This window comes from Staphylococcus carnosus (assembly GCF_900458435.1).
In the GTDB taxonomy this organism is placed as follows: Bacteria; Bacillota; Bacilli; order Staphylococcales; family Staphylococcaceae; genus Staphylococcus; species Staphylococcus carnosus.
Genome location: NZ_UHCT01000001.1, coordinates 1,355,221 through 1,371,985 on the forward strand (window position 1 = coordinate 1,355,221; position 16,765 = coordinate 1,371,985).

At 32.2% G+C, this 16,765-nt stretch carries 18 protein-coding genes; 17 read left to right on the forward strand and 1 reads right to left on the reverse strand.

All coding sequences use genetic code 11. The features are described from left to right. Nucleotides 1-5 precede the first annotated feature (5 nt). The 11 genes from mtaB to recO all read left to right on the forward strand — a co-directional run bounded on the left by mtaB (nucleotide 6) and on the right by recO (nucleotide 8,325). Entirely contained in the window at nucleotides 6-1,352 is a 1,347-nt protein-coding gene (gene mtaB, locus DYE31_RS06495) for a tRNA (N(6)-L-threonylcarbamoyladenosine(37)-C(2))-methylthiotransferase MtaB (RefSeq protein ID WP_015900445.1), read from the forward strand. 130 nt (nucleotides 1,353-1,482) lie between these two features. Further along, on the forward strand, nucleotides 1,483-1,659 hold the full coding sequence (gene rpsU, locus DYE31_RS06500; RefSeq protein WP_000048060.1) for a 30S ribosomal protein S21: 177 nt from the start codon (nucleotides 1,483-1,485) through the stop codon (nucleotides 1,657-1,659). A 269-nt stretch (nucleotides 1,660-1,928) separates the two neighbouring features. Continuing rightward, the gene (locus DYE31_RS06505; RefSeq protein WP_371860170.1) at nucleotides 1,929-2,582 is read left to right on the forward strand and encodes an NfeD family protein; all 654 of its coding nucleotides are present in this window, start codon (nucleotides 1,929-1,931) and stop codon (nucleotides 2,580-2,582) included. A 19-nt stretch (nucleotides 2,583-2,601) separates the two neighbouring features. Further along, nucleotides 2,602-3,588 (forward strand): flotillin-like protein FloA, encoded by a 987-nt coding sequence (floA, locus tag DYE31_RS06510; protein ID WP_015900443.1) that lies wholly within the window; start codon nucleotides 2,602-2,604, stop codon nucleotides 3,586-3,588. Between the two features lie 13 nt (nucleotides 3,589-3,601). Beyond that, complete coding sequence (locus DYE31_RS06515) at nucleotides 3,602-4,243, forward strand: hypothetical protein (protein ID WP_015900442.1); 642 nt, start codon at nucleotides 3,602-3,604, stop codon at nucleotides 4,241-4,243. A 220-nt stretch (nucleotides 4,244-4,463) separates the two neighbouring features. Continuing rightward, nucleotides 4,464-5,411, forward strand: a complete 948-nt coding sequence (locus DYE31_RS06520; RefSeq protein WP_015900441.1) for a PhoH family protein — start codon at nucleotides 4,464-4,466, stop codon at nucleotides 5,409-5,411. A gap of 5 nt (nucleotides 5,412-5,416) precedes the next feature. Continuing rightward, entirely contained in the window at nucleotides 5,417-5,878 is a 462-nt protein-coding gene (ybeY, locus tag DYE31_RS06525) for an rRNA maturation RNase YbeY (protein ID WP_015900440.1), read from the forward strand. A gap of 3 nt (nucleotides 5,879-5,881) precedes the next feature. Further along, nucleotides 5,882-6,220 carry a diacylglycerol kinase family protein gene (locus tag DYE31_RS06530; RefSeq protein ID WP_015900439.1) on the forward strand — a complete coding sequence of 113 codons (339 nt, stop codon included), beginning with the start codon at nucleotides 5,882-5,884 and terminating at the stop codon, nucleotides 6,218-6,220. 20 nt (nucleotides 6,221-6,240) lie between these two features. Next, nucleotides 6,241-6,648, forward strand: coding sequence for a cytidine deaminase (gene cdd / locus DYE31_RS06535; RefSeq protein ID WP_015900438.1), 408 nt, complete (start codon nucleotides 6,241-6,243; stop codon nucleotides 6,646-6,648). Beyond that, nucleotides 6,645-7,544, forward strand: a complete 900-nt coding sequence (gene era / locus DYE31_RS06540) for a GTPase Era (protein WP_015900437.1) — start codon at nucleotides 6,645-6,647, stop codon at nucleotides 7,542-7,544. The genes cdd and era overlap by 4 nt, the downstream gene beginning before the upstream one ends. A 25-nt stretch (nucleotides 7,545-7,569) precedes the next feature. Further along, nucleotides 7,570-8,325, forward strand: coding sequence for a DNA repair protein RecO (gene recO, locus DYE31_RS06545; RefSeq protein WP_015900436.1), 756 nt, complete (start codon nucleotides 7,570-7,572; stop codon nucleotides 8,323-8,325). A gap of 48 nt (nucleotides 8,326-8,373) precedes the next feature. On the opposite strand, the gene DYE31_RS06550 is transcribed toward recO, so the two are convergent. Next, the gene (locus DYE31_RS06550) at nucleotides 8,374-9,765 is read right to left on the reverse strand and encodes a glycine--tRNA ligase (protein ID WP_015900435.1); all 1,392 of its coding nucleotides are present in this window, start codon (nucleotides 9,763-9,765) and stop codon (nucleotides 8,374-8,376) included. Between the two features lie 498 nt (nucleotides 9,766-10,263). Between DYE31_RS06550 and DYE31_RS06555 the strand changes: the two genes are divergently transcribed. The 6 genes from DYE31_RS06555 (at nucleotide 10,264) to DYE31_RS06580 (ending at nucleotide 16,745) form a co-directional block, all read left to right on the forward strand. After that, on the forward strand, nucleotides 10,264-10,887 hold the full coding sequence (locus DYE31_RS06555; RefSeq protein ID WP_081427461.1) for a helix-turn-helix transcriptional regulator: 624 nt from the start codon (nucleotides 10,264-10,266) through the stop codon (nucleotides 10,885-10,887). A 12-nt stretch (nucleotides 10,888-10,899) separates the two neighbouring features. Next, nucleotides 10,900-11,730 carry a pyruvate, water dikinase regulatory protein gene (locus tag DYE31_RS06560; protein ID WP_015900433.1) on the forward strand — a complete coding sequence of 277 codons (831 nt, stop codon included), beginning with the start codon at nucleotides 10,900-10,902 and terminating at the stop codon, nucleotides 11,728-11,730. Nucleotides 11,731-11,851: 121 nt separating this feature from the next. Next, nucleotides 11,852-13,630 carry a DNA primase gene (dnaG, locus tag DYE31_RS06565; protein ID WP_015900432.1) on the forward strand — a complete coding sequence of 593 codons (1,779 nt, stop codon included), beginning with the start codon at nucleotides 11,852-11,854 and terminating at the stop codon, nucleotides 13,628-13,630. A gap of 91 nt (nucleotides 13,631-13,721) precedes the next feature. After that, nucleotides 13,722-14,831 (forward strand): RNA polymerase sigma factor RpoD, encoded by a 1,110-nt coding sequence (rpoD, locus tag DYE31_RS06570; RefSeq protein WP_015900431.1) that lies wholly within the window; start codon nucleotides 13,722-13,724, stop codon nucleotides 14,829-14,831. A gap of 148 nt (nucleotides 14,832-14,979) precedes the next feature. Then, nucleotides 14,980-15,654 (forward strand): tRNA (adenine(22)-N(1))-methyltransferase, encoded by a 675-nt coding sequence (locus tag DYE31_RS06575; RefSeq protein ID WP_015900430.1) that lies wholly within the window; start codon nucleotides 14,980-14,982, stop codon nucleotides 15,652-15,654. Then, complete coding sequence (locus DYE31_RS06580; RefSeq protein ID WP_015900429.1) at nucleotides 15,651-16,745, forward strand: Nif3-like dinuclear metal center hexameric protein; 1,095 nt, start codon at nucleotides 15,651-15,653, stop codon at nucleotides 16,743-16,745. Before DYE31_RS06575 ends, DYE31_RS06580 begins: the two co-directional genes overlap by 4 nt. The last annotated feature ends 20 nt before the right edge of the window (nucleotides 16,746-16,765 follow it).

Below are 16,765 nucleotides of genomic sequence, written 5' to 3' on the forward strand. Positions count from 1 at the left end.
AAATGATGTCAACAGTAGCTTTTCATACCTTAGGTTGTAAAGTTAACCATTATGAAACTGAAGCGATTTGGCAATTATTTAAAGATGCTGGTTATGATCGTGTAGAATTCGATACTAACGCCGATGTCTTTGTTATAAATACATGTACTGTAACGAATACTGGAGATAAAAAGAGTAGACAAATTATAAGACGAGCTATTCGAAAAAATCCAGATGCGGTTGTTTGTGTTACAGGTTGTTATGCACAAACGTCGTCTGCTGAAATAATGGAAATTCCTGGGGTCGACGTTGTTGTAGGTACACAAGACCGTACAAAACTACTTGATTATATTGAAGAATTTAAGGTTGAACGCCAACCTATTAATGGTGTTGGAAATATTATGAAAAATAGAAAATATGAAGAATTAGAAGTGCCATACTTTACTGATAGAACACGTGCTTCTCTTAAAATACAAGAAGGTTGTAATAACTTCTGTACTTTTTGTATAATTCCTTGGGCACGCGGTTTAATGCGATCTAGAGATCCTGAAAAAGTAGTTGAACAAGCAACAACATTAGTGAATTCTGGATACAAAGAGATTGTACTAACAGGTATTCATACAGGTGGTTATGGTCAAGATTTGAAAGATTATAATTTAGCTCAATTATTACGTGATCTTGAAACAATTGATGGACTCGAGCGTATTAGAATTTCTTCAATTGAAGCTAGTCAATTAACTGATGAAGTTATTAATGTTATTTCAAATTCTAATAAAGTAGTACGTCATCTGCATGTACCACTTCAATCAGGTTCAGATAGTGTTCTTAAAAGAATGCGAAGAAAATATTCAATGGCGCATTTTTCCGAACGCCTGATGAAATTACATGAAGCATTGCCTGGGTTAGCTGTTACAAGTGATGTTATTGTAGGATTCCCTGGAGAAACAGAAGAAGAATTCCAAGAAACATATGATTTCATTTTAAAACATCACTTTTCTGAACTGCATGTTTTCCCTTATTCTGCACGTACTGGTACACCGGCGGCTAGAATGGATGACCAAATTGATGAAAGTATTAAAAATGAACGTGTTCATAAACTAATTGAATTAAGCAATCAGTTAGCTAAAGAATATGCTTCTCATTTTGAAAATGAAGTATTAGAAGTAATACCAGAAGAAGCTGGAGAAGCACCTGGTACTCTTGTTGGGTATGCCGATAATTACATGAAAGTTGAATTTGAAGGTGACGATTCATTAATAGGAGAGTTGGTTCGTGTTAAAATTACACAAGCTGGATATCCATTGAATCAAGGACATGTAGTTAGAGTTATTGACCATGCATCTAACCGTAGTGAATTTACTGCTATTATTTAAGATTCAAAAAATTAATTATTCTAATTGACCCCAACTATCATATATATTATACTTATGAATGCGTAGCATATAGTTATGCTATGTATATGAAAATAAAGTTCCGTTGATATTTGGAGGGAGGGAAATACAGATGTCTAAAACAGTAGTCCGTAAAAACGAATCACTTGAAGATGCTTTACGCCGTTTCAAACGCTCAGTTTCAAAAAGCGGTACAATTCAAGAAGTACGTAAACGTGAATTTTACGAAAAACCAAGTGTTAAACGTAAAAAGAAATCAGAAGCTGCACGTAAACGTAAATTTAAATAATTGATATGTCTGTTGACTCCCTCAACAACAAATATGAATTATATAAATGCAGTTTTCGAAGGTCATATATATTACCAATTCAGGTAGTATTTATGGCCTTTTTCTTTTATTTTAAAATCAAAATATATTTTCTATAAATTCACTCTTTTATAACTATAATTCCTTTAAGTAGTCATGTATAATGAAAATGAGAGCGAGGTGAATTTATGTCACATCCAACTGGAATTTTACATAATATTTCAGTGTTTCAGACTAGTCAAAGCCCCTTTATGCAATATTTAGGTGAGATTATTACAAGTCCTCTTGTATCGTTAATCTTGACTTGCATCATTTTTCTTGGTTTCCTATATCAACTTTATTCAAAACGTACAAATTTTGCTGGAATTATTGCCGCGCTAGCCTTATTAATCCTTTTTTTAGGTTATTTAATTCAAGGAGAAGTATCATTAATTTCAATCGGTCTTTTTATAATTGGCATAATACTTCTTATTATTGAATTTTTTATAGTCGGAGCGATTATTGGGATAATCGGTATTGTTTTGATTGCGATAAGTATGATTATGTTAGGCAATAATATTTTATGGATGTTAATAAATGTTGTTATTGCATTTATTTTATCAATTATTGAATGGGTGATATTGGTGAAAGGGTTTAATAAAAAGCTGTCTTTATTTGAAAAAGTTATATTAAGGGATTCTACGACTTCTGAAGCCGGATATACTTCACATGATGACCGCTCTGATTTAGTAGGTCAAATTGCTGAAACTCTTACAGAACTTCGACCAGCAGGTATAATATCTTTGAATGATGAACGTATTGATGCTGTTTCGGACGGCACATTTATTCAACGCGGTGTCAAAGTAAAAGTAACCCAAGTTGAAGGTACAAGAGTAGTAGTAAGGGAATTACCTCAAAATAGTTAAATTATAAAGGAGAGTCTATATGTTAATACCACTTATTATTATTATTGTGATTGCGATAATTGCATTATTGATCTTATTTTCATTTGTGCCGATTGGGTTATGGATTTCAGCAATTGCTGCAGGCGTAAAAGTAAATATCGGTACATTAATTGGAATGCGCTTAAGACGCGTTTCACCTCGAAAAGTAATTGCTCCATTAATCAAAGCTCATAAAGCAGGTTTAAATCTTACTACAAATCAACTTGAGTCACATTACTTAGCAGGAGGAAATGTGGATAGAGTTGTAGATGCTAACATTGCTGCACAACGTGCTGACATTAATCTTCCATTTGAACGAGGTGCTGCTATTGATTTAGCTGGACGTGATGTACTTGAGGCTGTTCAAATGTCAGTAAATCCTAAAGTAATTGAAACACCATTTATTACAGGTGTAGCAATGAATGGTATTGAAGTAAAAGCTAAAGCAAGAATCACAGTACGCGCTAACATTTCTAGATTAGTTGGTGGTGCTGGCGAAGAAACAATTATTGCTCGTGTAGGTGAGGGTATAGTTTCGACAATCGGTTCTAGTGAGCACCATACTGTAGTTTTAGAAAATCCTGACAATATTTCTAAAACTGTTTTAAGTAAAGGTCTGGATTCTGGTACAGCCTTTGAAATTTTATCAATTGATATTGCTGATGTAGACATTGGTAAGAATATCGGTGCAGACTTACAAACTGAACAAGCACTGGCTGATAAAAATATTGCACAAGCAAAAGCTGAAGAACGTCGTGCAATGGCTGTAGCTTCTGAACAAGAAATGAAAGCAAAAGTACAAGAAATGCGTGCGAAAGTTGTAGAAGCAGAATCTGAGGTTCCGCTAGCAATGTCTGAGGCGCTTAGAAAAGGTAATATCGGTGTAAAAGATTATTATAATTTAAAGAATATTGAAGCTGATACAGGAATGCGCGAATCTATTAATCAAAGAACACATTCAGATGATAACGAGTCACCAGATAAGTAAAAGAGGTGATTAAATGAGTATTGGTCTCATAATTTTTATTATAAGTATTGTTATTTCATTAATTACTGCAATCAATGATAAAAGCCATAAAAAGCGCCAAAATCAACAACCTAGAACTCAACAACCACGTCAACAACCAAGCGCTGAAAGAAAAGAGAAAAAAAGCATTTTCGAACAATTAGGAGAAACATTTGAAGAATTACAAAAGGAATTTGATGATTCTTCAAAAAATGTTTCAAATGACAAAAAGCCTAATACAAGTCAATCCAGAAGAATTGAAAATGTTGATCGTAGTCGCGACAGAACAAACCGCCAAGTCGAAGAGAACAGAACACAATCCAGAAATGTCAGCCAAAAGGATTTGGAGGCTATCCAGGAATTGAATGATTCATTAAATAATGAATTGACATCTTATAGATCTGACATAGATCGAGAAAAAGAAAAGCAACTAGCTATAATTGAAAGACGTGCTCAAAAAATTATCAATGATAAATACCTTTCAAATAGAGCTAAACAAGTAAGGTTGAAACAATTATTTTCTGACAGAAACATGCTAGGAAATCAACAAAATCAAAACTTACGCTTTGACGATAATGAAATATTGAATGGTATTATATGGTCAGAAATTTTAAAAAAGCCGAAACAACTTCAATAAAAATTTATTAAGATTAGGTGCCAATTTTTGGTACCTAATTTTTTTAGGTTCGACCATAATCATTATCGGATTATAAATACAAGAGAACATGATATAATAAGGGCATGAATATGTAGGAATTATAGCTAAGTCCGTAAATTCCGTTCGAAATAATATTCTGCATCTTAAATTTAATACTACAGACTACAAGATAGCTGTATTTACGAAAAGGAGTTAATGTATGCCAGGAATAATAGTTATTGATGATATCAATCAAGCCCAAGCTCTAATTGGAAATAACGATGAAAACATACAAGCAATTGAAGAAGCATTTGAAGTTATTATACATGCGAGAGGGCAAGAAATAGCTGTAAAAGGGCAACAACAAGAGGAAATTGAAAAAGCAGAAGCTGTTATCAAAAACTTACTTAAAGTAATTGATCAAGGTGTGACAATCAATCTCAAAGATGTAGAAGCAGCAATTAAAATGGCCCAGAAAGGTTCAATCAATCATTTAGTCGATTTATATGATGAATCGATTACAAAAGATGCATATGGTAAAACAATTCGTGCTAAAACTATGGGTCAAAGACTATATTTAAATGCGATGAAACATAATGATTTAGTATTTGGTATTGGACCTGCGGGGACAGGTAAAACATTCTTAGCTGTTGTTTATGCTGCAAAAGAATTAAGACAAGGTAATGTGAAAAGAATAGTGTTGACTCGTCCTGCTGTTGAAGCTGGTGAATCACTTGGATTTTTACCAGGTGATTTAAAAGAAAAAGTTGATCCTTATTTGCGACCTTTATATGATGGTTTGCATACGGTTTTAGGACCTGAGCAAACTGCTAGATTTATTGAAAGAGGTATAATAGAAGTCGCGCCATTAGCTTATATGCGTGGACGCACTTTAGATGATGCATTTGTTATTTTAGATGAAGCACAAAACACAACTCATGCACAAATGAAAATGTTTTTAACTAGATTAGGTTTCGGATCTAAAATGGTTGTGACAGGTGATATGACACAAGTTGATTTACCACGCGGAATTAAAAGTGGTTTAAAACAGGCGGTTAAAAGACTGGCTGGTGTAAAAGGCATTAGTGTTCAAAAATTAGACCAAAGTGATGTTGTACGTCATCCACTGGTAAGTAAAATTATCGACCGTTATGAAGGGGATGAATAATCAAAATGTTTACAATTGATTTTACAGATCATACTGGCGAAGTAAATTCAGAATGGTATCAACAAATAGATAACTTGCTTACTTTTGCAAAAAAGGAAGAAAAAATTGAAGATGATGCAGAATTATCTGTTACTTTCGTAAATAAGCAAGAAATTCAAGAAATTAATAGAGACTATAGAAATAAAGATAAAGTTACAGATGTAATTTCATTTGCACTAGAAGAAGATGAACCGGATATTGAAGGTTTAGATATGCCAAGAGTTCTTGGAGATATAATAATTTGTGCTGATGTCGCTAAAGAACAAGCAGAAGAATATGGCCACTCCTTCGAAAGGGAGTTAGGGTTTTTAGCACTGCATGGTTTTCTACATTTACTTGGGTATGATCATATGAATGAAGCAGATGAAAAAGAGATGTTTGGACGTCAAAAACTAATTTTAGATAATTATGGTTTGACGAGAGATTAGCAAATGAAACGATTTAAATACCCTATTCATGGTTTTATAACTATTATAAAAAAAGATAAGAATTATTTACTACATCTTTTAACTGCAATTGTAGTTATATCAGCAGGTATTTTATTTGGCATCTCAAAAATAGAATGGTTAGTAATCATACTTTTAATTGCACTAGTATTATCATTTGAGGCAATAAATACTGCAGTAGAGTATGTAGTAGATTTAGTAACGGATGAATATAAGCCACTTGCTAAGCGAGCAAAAGATACAGCAGCTTTAAGCGTACTTGTCATCTCAATTGCTGCGGGTATTATTGGTCTTATAATTTTTATCCCTTACATTTTTAAATAATCAATAAAAGAGGGAATTATATGGCTTATACAAATGAACATTTTAAAAAGGTAAGAGAAGCTCAAAGCCGTTCTTATTCACCGTATAGCAAATTTAAAGTAGGCGCATATCTACGTACGAAAGACGGGAATGAATTTTATGGTGCAAACGTTGAAAATGCTGCATATGGAGAGGCCATTTGTGCTGAACGCTCAAGTCTAGTCGCAGCAATCAGCCAAGGCTATAATCCTGGTGACTTTGAATCTCTTACAATTACAGTAGATGCAGATAATCCATCATCACCTTGTGGTTCTTGTCGCCAAGTAATTAAAGAGTTATGTGATGATGATATGCCAATTTACTTAACCAATCATAAAGGCGATATGATTGAAACTAATATTAACGACTTACTTCCATTAGGATTTTCAGGAAAGGATTTGAATATATGACAGAACATAAATCTGGGTTTGTTGCTATTATTGGCAGACCCAATGTAGGTAAATCTACATTTATGAACAGGGTTCTTGGACATAAAATTGCAATTATGTCTGATAAAGCTCAAACAACAAGAAATAAAATACATGGGGTTATGACAGAAGACGATGCTCAAATAATTTTTGTAGATACTCCAGGTATTCACAAGCCCAAACATAAATTGGGTGATTATATGATGAAAGTTGCTAAAAATACACTTACGGAAGTAGATGCAGTCATTTTTATGGTCAATGCTAATGAAGAAATAGGCCGTGGCGATGAATATATCATGGAGATGTTAAAAAATATTAAAACTCCAGTATTTTTAGTTATTAATAAAATTGATCTTGTGCATCCAGACCAAATTATGCCTATCATTGAAAGCTACGAGAAACATATGCATTTTACTGAAGCTGTACCAATGTCAGCGTTGGAAGGATTAAATGTAGACCACTTTATTAATGTACTAAAATCATATATGCCAGAAGGCCCTCAGTATTATCCAGATGGACAAATTTCTGACCATCCTGAACAATTTGTAGTGAGTGAATTAATACGTGAAAAAGTATTACATCTAACAAGTGAAGAAATTCCACACTCAATTGGTGTCAATGTAGACCGTATGGTAAAACAATCTGAAGACAGAGTTAGAATTGAAGCAACAATTTATGTTGAAAGAGATTCTCAAAAAGGGATTGTAATTGGCAAAGGTGGTAAAAAATTAAAAGAAATTGGCAAGAGGGCCAGAATTGATATTGAAAACTTGTTAGGATCAAAAGTTTATCTTGACCTCTGGGTAAAAGTTCAAAAAGATTGGCGTAACAAAGTCAATTTTATCCGTCAAATGGGTTATATTGAAGACCAAGATTAATTAGAAAAGGTCGGTGAATCCTCTAATGTTGATGAAACAGAAGGGAATTATCATTAAATCAGTCGACTATGGAGAATCCGATAAAATCATCACGATTTTAAACGAAAATGGTGCTAAAGTGCCATTAATGGTTAAAAGAGCTAAAAAAAGCAAAACAGGTTTGCAAGCAAATACACAATTATTTGTTCATGGATTATTTATCTATGCTAAGTTGAGAGGTCTCGGTATATTAAACTCGATAGATGTTATCAATCAAAATTATCAGTTGAGACTAGATATTTATGATAGTAGTTTTGCAGCATTGTGTGCTGAAATAATAGATAAATCAATGGAAGATGAAGAAATTTCTAATTTCAATTTTAAACTTTTAGAATTTTGTTTAAATCGAATCAAAGAGAAAGATAGCGCGCAATTGATGTCGATAATTGTATTGCTAAAAAAAATGCCATCTTTTGGCTTCAGTATTGATTTTGATAAATGTTCAATTTCAGAAGAAAACGATCAATCTAAATTAATTGCTTTTAGTTTTAAATATCATGGTGTTATTTCTGAACAATATATTGATCGTGATCCTCATGCTATTAATATTTCAAATAAAACATTATATTTAATGGATATTCTACAAAAATTACCCATAGACAACATGAATCATCTAAATATACATCAAAATATTCTAAATGAAATGTCTGATTTATTAATTATGTTGTATAGAGAGTATTCTGGTATTTTCTTCAAAAGTCAGAAACTAATAAACCAATTAAAACGTTTGGAAGCTAAATGAAAAGAACGCCGTATCTGTTAATCTACGGCGTTCTTTTCTTCATTTATATTAGAATCTTACTTTTTCAGAAATGAAATCATTCAGTTCTGAAATAGGCATACGTACTTGTTCCATTGAATCTCTGTCACGAACTGTAACTTGTTGATCTTCAAGAGAATCAAAATCAAAAGTGATACAGTAAGGTGTACCAATCTCATCTTGACGACGATAACGTTTACCAATTGATTGAGATTCATCAAAATCAACTGTGAAGTTCTCGCTTAACTGTTCATATACTTTAATTGCTTCTTCTGATAATTTTTTACTTAATGGTAAAACAGCTGCTTTATACGGCGCAATTGCAGGGTGGAAGTGTAATACTGTTCTTTCATCTTTACTACCTTCGACGCCTTCACGATCATAAGCATCACAAAGGAAAGCTAATGTTACACGGTCAGCACCTAGTGAAGGCTCAATGCAATACGGAATGTATTTTTCATTAGTTTCTGGATCGTGATATTTGAAATCGTCGCCTGAAAATTCACTATGTTGTTTTAAGTCATAATCAGTACGGCTTGCAATTCCCCATAGTTCTCCCCAACCAAACGGGAATTTATATTCAATATCAGTAGTTGCATTAGAATAGTGAGATAATTCATCTTCATCATGATCACGAAGACGAATACTATCATTTTTGATACCTAAGTCTAAAAGCCATTTTTCAGCAAATGTTTTCCAATAGTTTTGCCATTCGATTTCTTCTCCTGGTTTGCAGAAGAATTCTAATTCCATTTGTTCGAATTCACGAGTTCTGAAGATAAAATTACCTGGTGTTATTTCATTACGGAATGATTTACCAATTTGACCAATACCAAATGGTAATTTCTTACGCATAGAACGTTGCACATTTTTATAATTTACAAATATACCTTGCGCTGTTTCTGGACGTAAAAATATTTCATTAGTTGAATCTTCAGTAACACCTTGGAAAGTTTTAAACATTAAATTGAATTGTCTAATATCAGTCCAATTTGAAGTGCCGCTAACTGGGTCTTTAATTCCTTCTTCATCAATAATACGTTTCATTTCATCAAAGCTTAATCCATCAGCAATGAAATTTTCGTCACCTTTTTCATTTTGCATATAATCTTCGATTAGCTTATCTGCTCGATAACGGATTTTGCTATCTTTGTTATCGATCATTGGATCATTAAAGTTCCCTAAATGACCTGATGCTTCCCATGTTCTAGGGTTCATTAAAATAGCAGCATCTAGTCCGACATTATATGGTGATTGAGAAATGAATTTTTTCCACCATGCTTGTTTAATATTATTTTTTAATTCGACACCTAAAGGACCATAGTCCCATGTGTTTGATAAACCACCATAAATTTCACTACCTGGAAAAACGAAACCTCTATGCTTCGCAAGTTGTACAACAGAATCCATATCTTTTGCCATTTTTCAACACTCCTCTTTTTAAATAAAAAAAACGCCCCAAGATAACGAAATAAGCATTTCGAAATCTTGGGACGAGTTATTTTAAATTATCATAATTAATTATAACCCGCGGTTCCACCCAAATTAGTGTAGACACTCGCTTAAATTATTAAATTTTCAGGCCAATTTGTTTGTTAAGCTCTCACCGTCCTTAACTCGCTTCATATCTCATTCTAATGCATCTCAAATTTAAATACAAGTAAATATATCATTTGCTATCCAAAAGATAATATTGTTTGAGTAACCAGTTAATCAATATGTTTAAAATGGTTTAAATTATAAAAATTATTGGATTAAGTAAGTCAATAGAATATTAAAAAACTCAATATCTGAATTACACTTCATATTGTCTCCAAATAATGAGATAATAATTATTGGAAAATTAGTATGACTCATTATATAATACATTTCGAAGAAAAAAAGTAATAATAGTAGGGTGATGAGAAGGGGTGAAGACATATAGAACTGAGTAATAGGCAAAGTGAAATAGTTGAAATAGTAAAACACAATGGCCCAATAACTGGAGAAAAAATTGCCGAACAATTAAGTTTAACTAGGGCTACATTAAGACCAGATTTAGCAATCCTCACAATGTCAGGATTTTTAGAAGCAAGACCACGTGTCGGTTATTTCTATTCTGGAAAGTCAACTAATCAATTGTTAACTGAGAAATTAAGACAATATATTGTAAAAGATTATCAATCACTTCCAATTATATTAAAAAGTGATATGTCAGTGTATGAAGCAATATGTACTATTTTCCTTGAAGACGTCAGTACATTGTTTGTTGTTAATCAGAACAATGATTTCATTGGTGTTTGCTCCAGAAAAGATTTATTAAGAGCATCGATGATTGGGGAAGATATACATACTATGCCAATAAGTGTTATAATGACACGCATGCCAAATCTAACATACGTAAAAGAAAATGATTTACTCGTATTAGCTGCTCAATTAATGATAGAAAAAGAAATCGATTCTATACCTATCGTGAGAGGTAAAGATAATGGCAAGCTCGAAGCAATCGGCCGTATATCCAAAACAACAATTACAAAATTATTTGTATCTATTTTTGACGAGTAGGTGAATTTTTTAATGCAAAAGATAAAAATAATTATTGCATCTGATTCAGTAGGGGAAACAGCAGAACAAGTTGCAAAGGCGTGTGTTTCCCAATTCAATTCCAAAAACTTCAAAAGCGAAATTGTACGTTATCCTTATATAGAAACAATTGAAAATGTAGATGAAGTTATTGAAATAGCTAAAGAAAACGAATTAAATATTGTAGTATTTACATTGGTCAAACCAGATATTAAACAGTATATGGAGGAGCGTTTGGCTGAAAATAAAATCAAACATGTTGATATAATGGGCCCGCTCATGAGTATACTTACAGACAAAATTGATGAACAACCTTATTGCGAACCGGGTATAGTGCATAAACTTGATGAAGCATATTTCAAAAAAATTGAAGCCATCGAATTTGCAGTTAAATACGATGATGGAAAAGATCCTAAAGGTTTACCGAAAGCTGATATTGTTTTAATAGGTATTTCTCGAACTTCTAAAACACCGTTATCTCAATTCTTAGCGCACAAAAGATATAAAGTAATGAATATCCCAATTGTTCCTGAAATCAATCCACCTGAAGCATTATTTGAAATTGACCCGAAAAAATGTATTGCTTTAAAAATAAGCGAAGAAAAACTCAATAAAATTAGAAAAGAACGATTAAAGCAACTAGGTTTAGGTGACTCGGCAAGATATGCAACCGGTCAACGAATCCAAGAAGAATTAGAGTATTTTGATAACATCGTTAATAAAATTGGTTGCCCAGTAATTGATGTTTCTGATAAAGCAATTGAAGAAACTGCAAACGATATTATGTACATTATTGAGCAAAATAAAACAAATAAATCTGAATAACATTAAAAACGCTGATAACACAAATCAGCGTTTTTGAATTCAATATATTTTTAAGCAAAATCCTTTCTTAGATCACATAAAATGTTATAATTATATAACTAAATCTATGCAGGTGGTTAGTTTGCGAATTGAACAATCAGTAATCAATGAAATAAAAGATAAAACAGATATATTAGACATAGTGAGCGAATATGTAAAGTTAGAAAAACGGGGACGCAATTATATTGGTTTGTGTCCTTTTCATGATGAAAAAACACCTTCTTTCACAGTTTCTGAAGACAAACAAATTTGTCACTGTTTTGGTTGCAAAAAAGGTGGGAATGTTTTTCAATTCACGCAAGAAATTAGAGGTGTTTCGTTCGTAGAAGCTGTTAAAGAGCTAGGAGAAAGGGTAAATATAAAAGTAGATGTCGGTGAATCTGGTGCGCAAAATCAAATTGCGTCTGATGATTTAATGATGATAAAAATGCATGAACTTATGGAAGATTATTATCATTATATTCTGATGAAAACTGTTGAAGGAGAAGAAGCATTAAATTATTTGAAATCCAGAGGTTTTACAGAAGAATTATTGAATGAAAGAAAAATAGGTTATGCACCAGACAGCTCACATTTTTGTCACGATTTTTTACAAAAAAAGGGATATGATATCGAATTAGCTTATGAAGCAGGTTTACTTTCAAGAAACGAAGAAAATTTTAGCTATTACGATAGATTTCGAGACCGCATTATGTTTCCGCTGAATAACGCTCAAGGACGAACAGTAGGTTATTCTGGACGAACATATAAAAATCAGGAACCAAAATATTTAAATAGTCCTGAAACACCAATTTTCCAAAAGAGAAAATTATTATATAATATAGACCGTGCAAGAAGGACTATACGTCAAAAGAATGAATTAATACTTTTAGAAGGATTTATGGATGTCATTAAAGCTGACCAAGCTGGTGTTAAACAAGTAGTAGCTAGTATGGGAACTCAAATTTCACAGGAGCATACGTCATTTATAAGAAAATTAACTTCCAATGTTACTTTGTTATTTGATGGTGACTTTGCAGGTCAAGAAGCAACCTTGAAAACAGGACAATCTCTATTGCAAGAAGGAATGAATGTTTTTGTAGTTCAAATGCCTTCAAAAATGGATCCGGATGAATATATTACTAAATATGGACAAGAAGCATTTAAAAACTATTTAGATCATGAAAGAAAGGCGTTTGTGTTATACAAAGTAAATTTGCATAAAGATGAAATTGAACATAATGATATGGCATATGAAAAATATCTTAAAGAAATAACGGATGATATTTCATTAATGCAATCTGGAATTTTACAAAAAAAAGTATTGCAAGACGTATCTGAATTGTTTAAAGTAAGCTTTGATAGTCTAATTAATGAAGTAGCTATGCACTCACCACAAACTCCTCAAAATTATTCATCTCAGGGAACAAATTTTTCTACTAAGCCTAAGCAATATACAAAAAAAGAGGATGCAGAACGTAAATTATTAAAACATTTTATGTTTAATAAAGACGTTTTTTTGGAATTTAATGAAGAATTGGAAGCAGAAGACTTTACAAATAGTCAGTTTCAGAGTATATTTAATATTTTGCACGACTATTATGCAGAAAATGATCATTATGATTTGAGCACTGCATTATTATATAGTAATCAAGAAGGCGATAGAGAAGCTTTAATATCTCTCGAAAATCTTCTACTAAATAGAAACCCTTACGAACATGAGGTTCAAGATTACCTTAATATTATTACTGAAAATCGTAATGATGAAACCCCTGAATCCCTTAACGAAAAGCTAAGAGAAGCAGCTCGAATAGGTGATTTAGAATTACAAAAATATTATCTCGAAAAGATAATATTAATAAATAAGAATAGAATGAAATGAGAATTAGTTATTTAATGTATTAACAAATATGAAGTGTATTTATTTTTGATAATTAAAGAATGTGCTTATATTAATTTCGGGAGGCCTTTTTATGTCTGAAAACCAAGTGAAAGTAGTTAAGAAACAAACCATCGATCCCACATTGACTTTGGAAGATGTTAAAAAGCAATTATTAGATAAAGGTAAAAAAGAAGGTCATCTGAGCCATGAAGAAATAGCTGAAAAACTTCAGAATTTCGATATGGATTCTGATCAAATGGATGAGTTCTTTGACCAAATTAATGATAATGATATCAATCTTGTCAATGAAAAAGACAGCTCAGATACAGACGAAAAATTAAATCCTCATGATTTGAGTGCGCCTCCAGGAGTAAAAATAAATGATCCAGTGCGTATGTATTTAAAAGAAATCGGACGAGTTGACTTATTAAATGCGCAAGAAGAAATTGAATTAGCAAAACGTATTGAACAAGGTGACGAAGTGGCGAAAGCCCGTTTAGCCGAGGCAAATTTACGTTTAGTTGTAAGCATTGCCAAAAGATACGTAGGACGCGGAATGCTATTTCTAGATTTGATTCAAGAAGGTAATATGGGATTAATCAAAGCTGTAGAAAAATTTGATTTCAGCAAAGGGTTCAAATTTTCTACGTATGCGACATGGTGGATTCGTCAAGCAATCACACGTGCTATTGCAGACCAAGCAAGAACTATTCGTATACCAGTACACATGGTCGAAACAATCAACAAATTAATTCGTGTACAACGTCAACTTCTTCAAGATTTAGGTAGAGATCCTGCCCCAGAAGAAATTGGTGAAGAAATGGATTTACCGCCTGAAAAAGTACGCGAAATTTTAAAAATTGCTCAAGAACCAGTTTCTCTAGAAACACCAATTGGTGAAGAAGATGACAGTCATTTAGGCGATTTTATTGAGGACCAAGAAGTACAAAGCCCTTCAGACCATGCTGCATATGAATTGTTGAAGGAACAATTAGAAGATGTATTAGACACATTAACAGATAGAGAAGAAAATGTATTGAGATTACGTTTTGGTTTAGATGATGGTAGAACTCGTACCTTAGAAGAAGTCGGTAAAGTTTTTGGTGTTACAAGAGAACGTATCCGACAAATCGAAGCTAAGGCATTAAGAAAACTAAGACATCCTAGTCGTAGTAAACGATTAAAAGATTTTATGGACTAATGATGGAAAACTAAGCGAGACAATAAGCTGAATATGTTTGGCTAAGAAGGTCTTAATTAAAAGTCTCTTCTTAATGCATGTATTGTACTTGCATCCAAACATAACAGTTTTATTGTTTCGCTTTTTAATATTTTGAGGAGAATTAAACATGAATTCAATCAACCAAAGATTACAAAAAGTTAGCCAGTATATAAAGGGTGAAACTATTGCTGATATAGGTTCTGATCATGCATACCTACCGATTTATGCAATTAAAAATCATCTTTGTCAATTTGCTGTGGCGGGAGAAGTAGTTAAAGGCCCATTTGAAGCTGCCAAAATTAATGTTAAAAAATATGGTCTTGATAATAGTATTGATGTTAAACTTGGAAATGGATTAGAAGTTCTCGATCAAGAGAATAATATCGATTCAATAACAATATGCGGTATGGGTGGACCTCTAATCGCTTCAATAATTGAAAAAGGTAAATCAAAATTACAAAATCACCCTCGACTCATTTTACAGAGCAATATCCAAACAATTACACTTAGACAAGCTCTATCAAATATTAATTATCATATAATTGATGAATCGTTAATTGAGGAAAACGGTCATATTTATGAAATAGTTGTAGCTGAATATGGAAACCAATTTATGGATGATTTCGATTTAAAATTCGGACCAATTTTATTACGACAAAAAAATAATTTATTCACTAAAAAGTGGAATAGAGAATTACAAGCATTAGAAAAAATTAAGCGAAATTTAGATGAAGATAAACATTTCAACAGGTTAAATGAGATTAATAAGGAAATAAAAATGGTTCAAGAGGTGATATTATGATAACTTCGGAATTACTAAATATTATTAATCGACATGTTCCTTTTTCATCCGCTGAAGATTGGGATAATGTGGGTTTACTTATAGGAGATAAAAACAAAGATATTACCGGCATTTTAACTGCATTAGATTGCACAGCTGAAGTTGTGGATGAAGCTATTGAAAAAAATATTAATACAATTATTGCTCATCATCCTCTTATTTTCAAAGGAGTACAAAATATAAATGAAGGTGGCTACGGAACTATTATCAGACGACTTATTAAACACGATATTCAACTCATAGCACTTCATACTAACTTAGACGTCTATGAACATGGTGTAAACGCAATGTTAGCAAAAGCATTAGATGTCTTAAATACTGAAATACTTGAACCTCAATTTGAAAATTACTATAAAGTACAAGTGTTTATACCAGAAAAGAATGCATCAGAATTCAAACAAAAAATGAGTGATGCCGGTTTTGCGTCAGAAGGTAATTATAAATATTGTTTCTTTTCTTCTAAAGGAAACGGACAATTCAAACCAACTGGAAATGCCAATCCTCATATTGGCAAAATAAATGAAGTAGAAACAGTTAATGAAGTTAAAATTGAATTTATGATTCAAAATCAACAACGTGAAAAAGCAGAAAAGTATATTCAATCCCTTCATCCTTATGAAACACCAGTATACGACTTTATCCCTCTCACTAAAAAATTAAATAGAGGTTTAGGTGTAATCGGAGAATTAGATAACCAAATCACATTAAAAGAATTTGCTTTGAAAGCTAAAGAAAATTTAAACATACCGAGCGTGAGATTTACAGGCAATCCAAATGCACTTGTTAAAAAAGTTGCAATAATAGGAGGGTCTGGTATCGGTTATGAAGAATACGCTAAAAGTAAAGGTTCAGATGTTTTCGTAACAGGTGACATAAAGCATCATGATGCTTTAGATGCTGAAATAGAAAACATAAATTTATTGGACATAAATCATTATAGTGAATATGTAATGAAAAAAGGGCTCAAAAAATTACTAGAAGAGTGGTTAGAACAACCAAAATTTCAAATTTTAGCTTCTAAAATTAATACAGATCCATTTAATTACTTATAAAAAATAAAAAAGGAGGGATT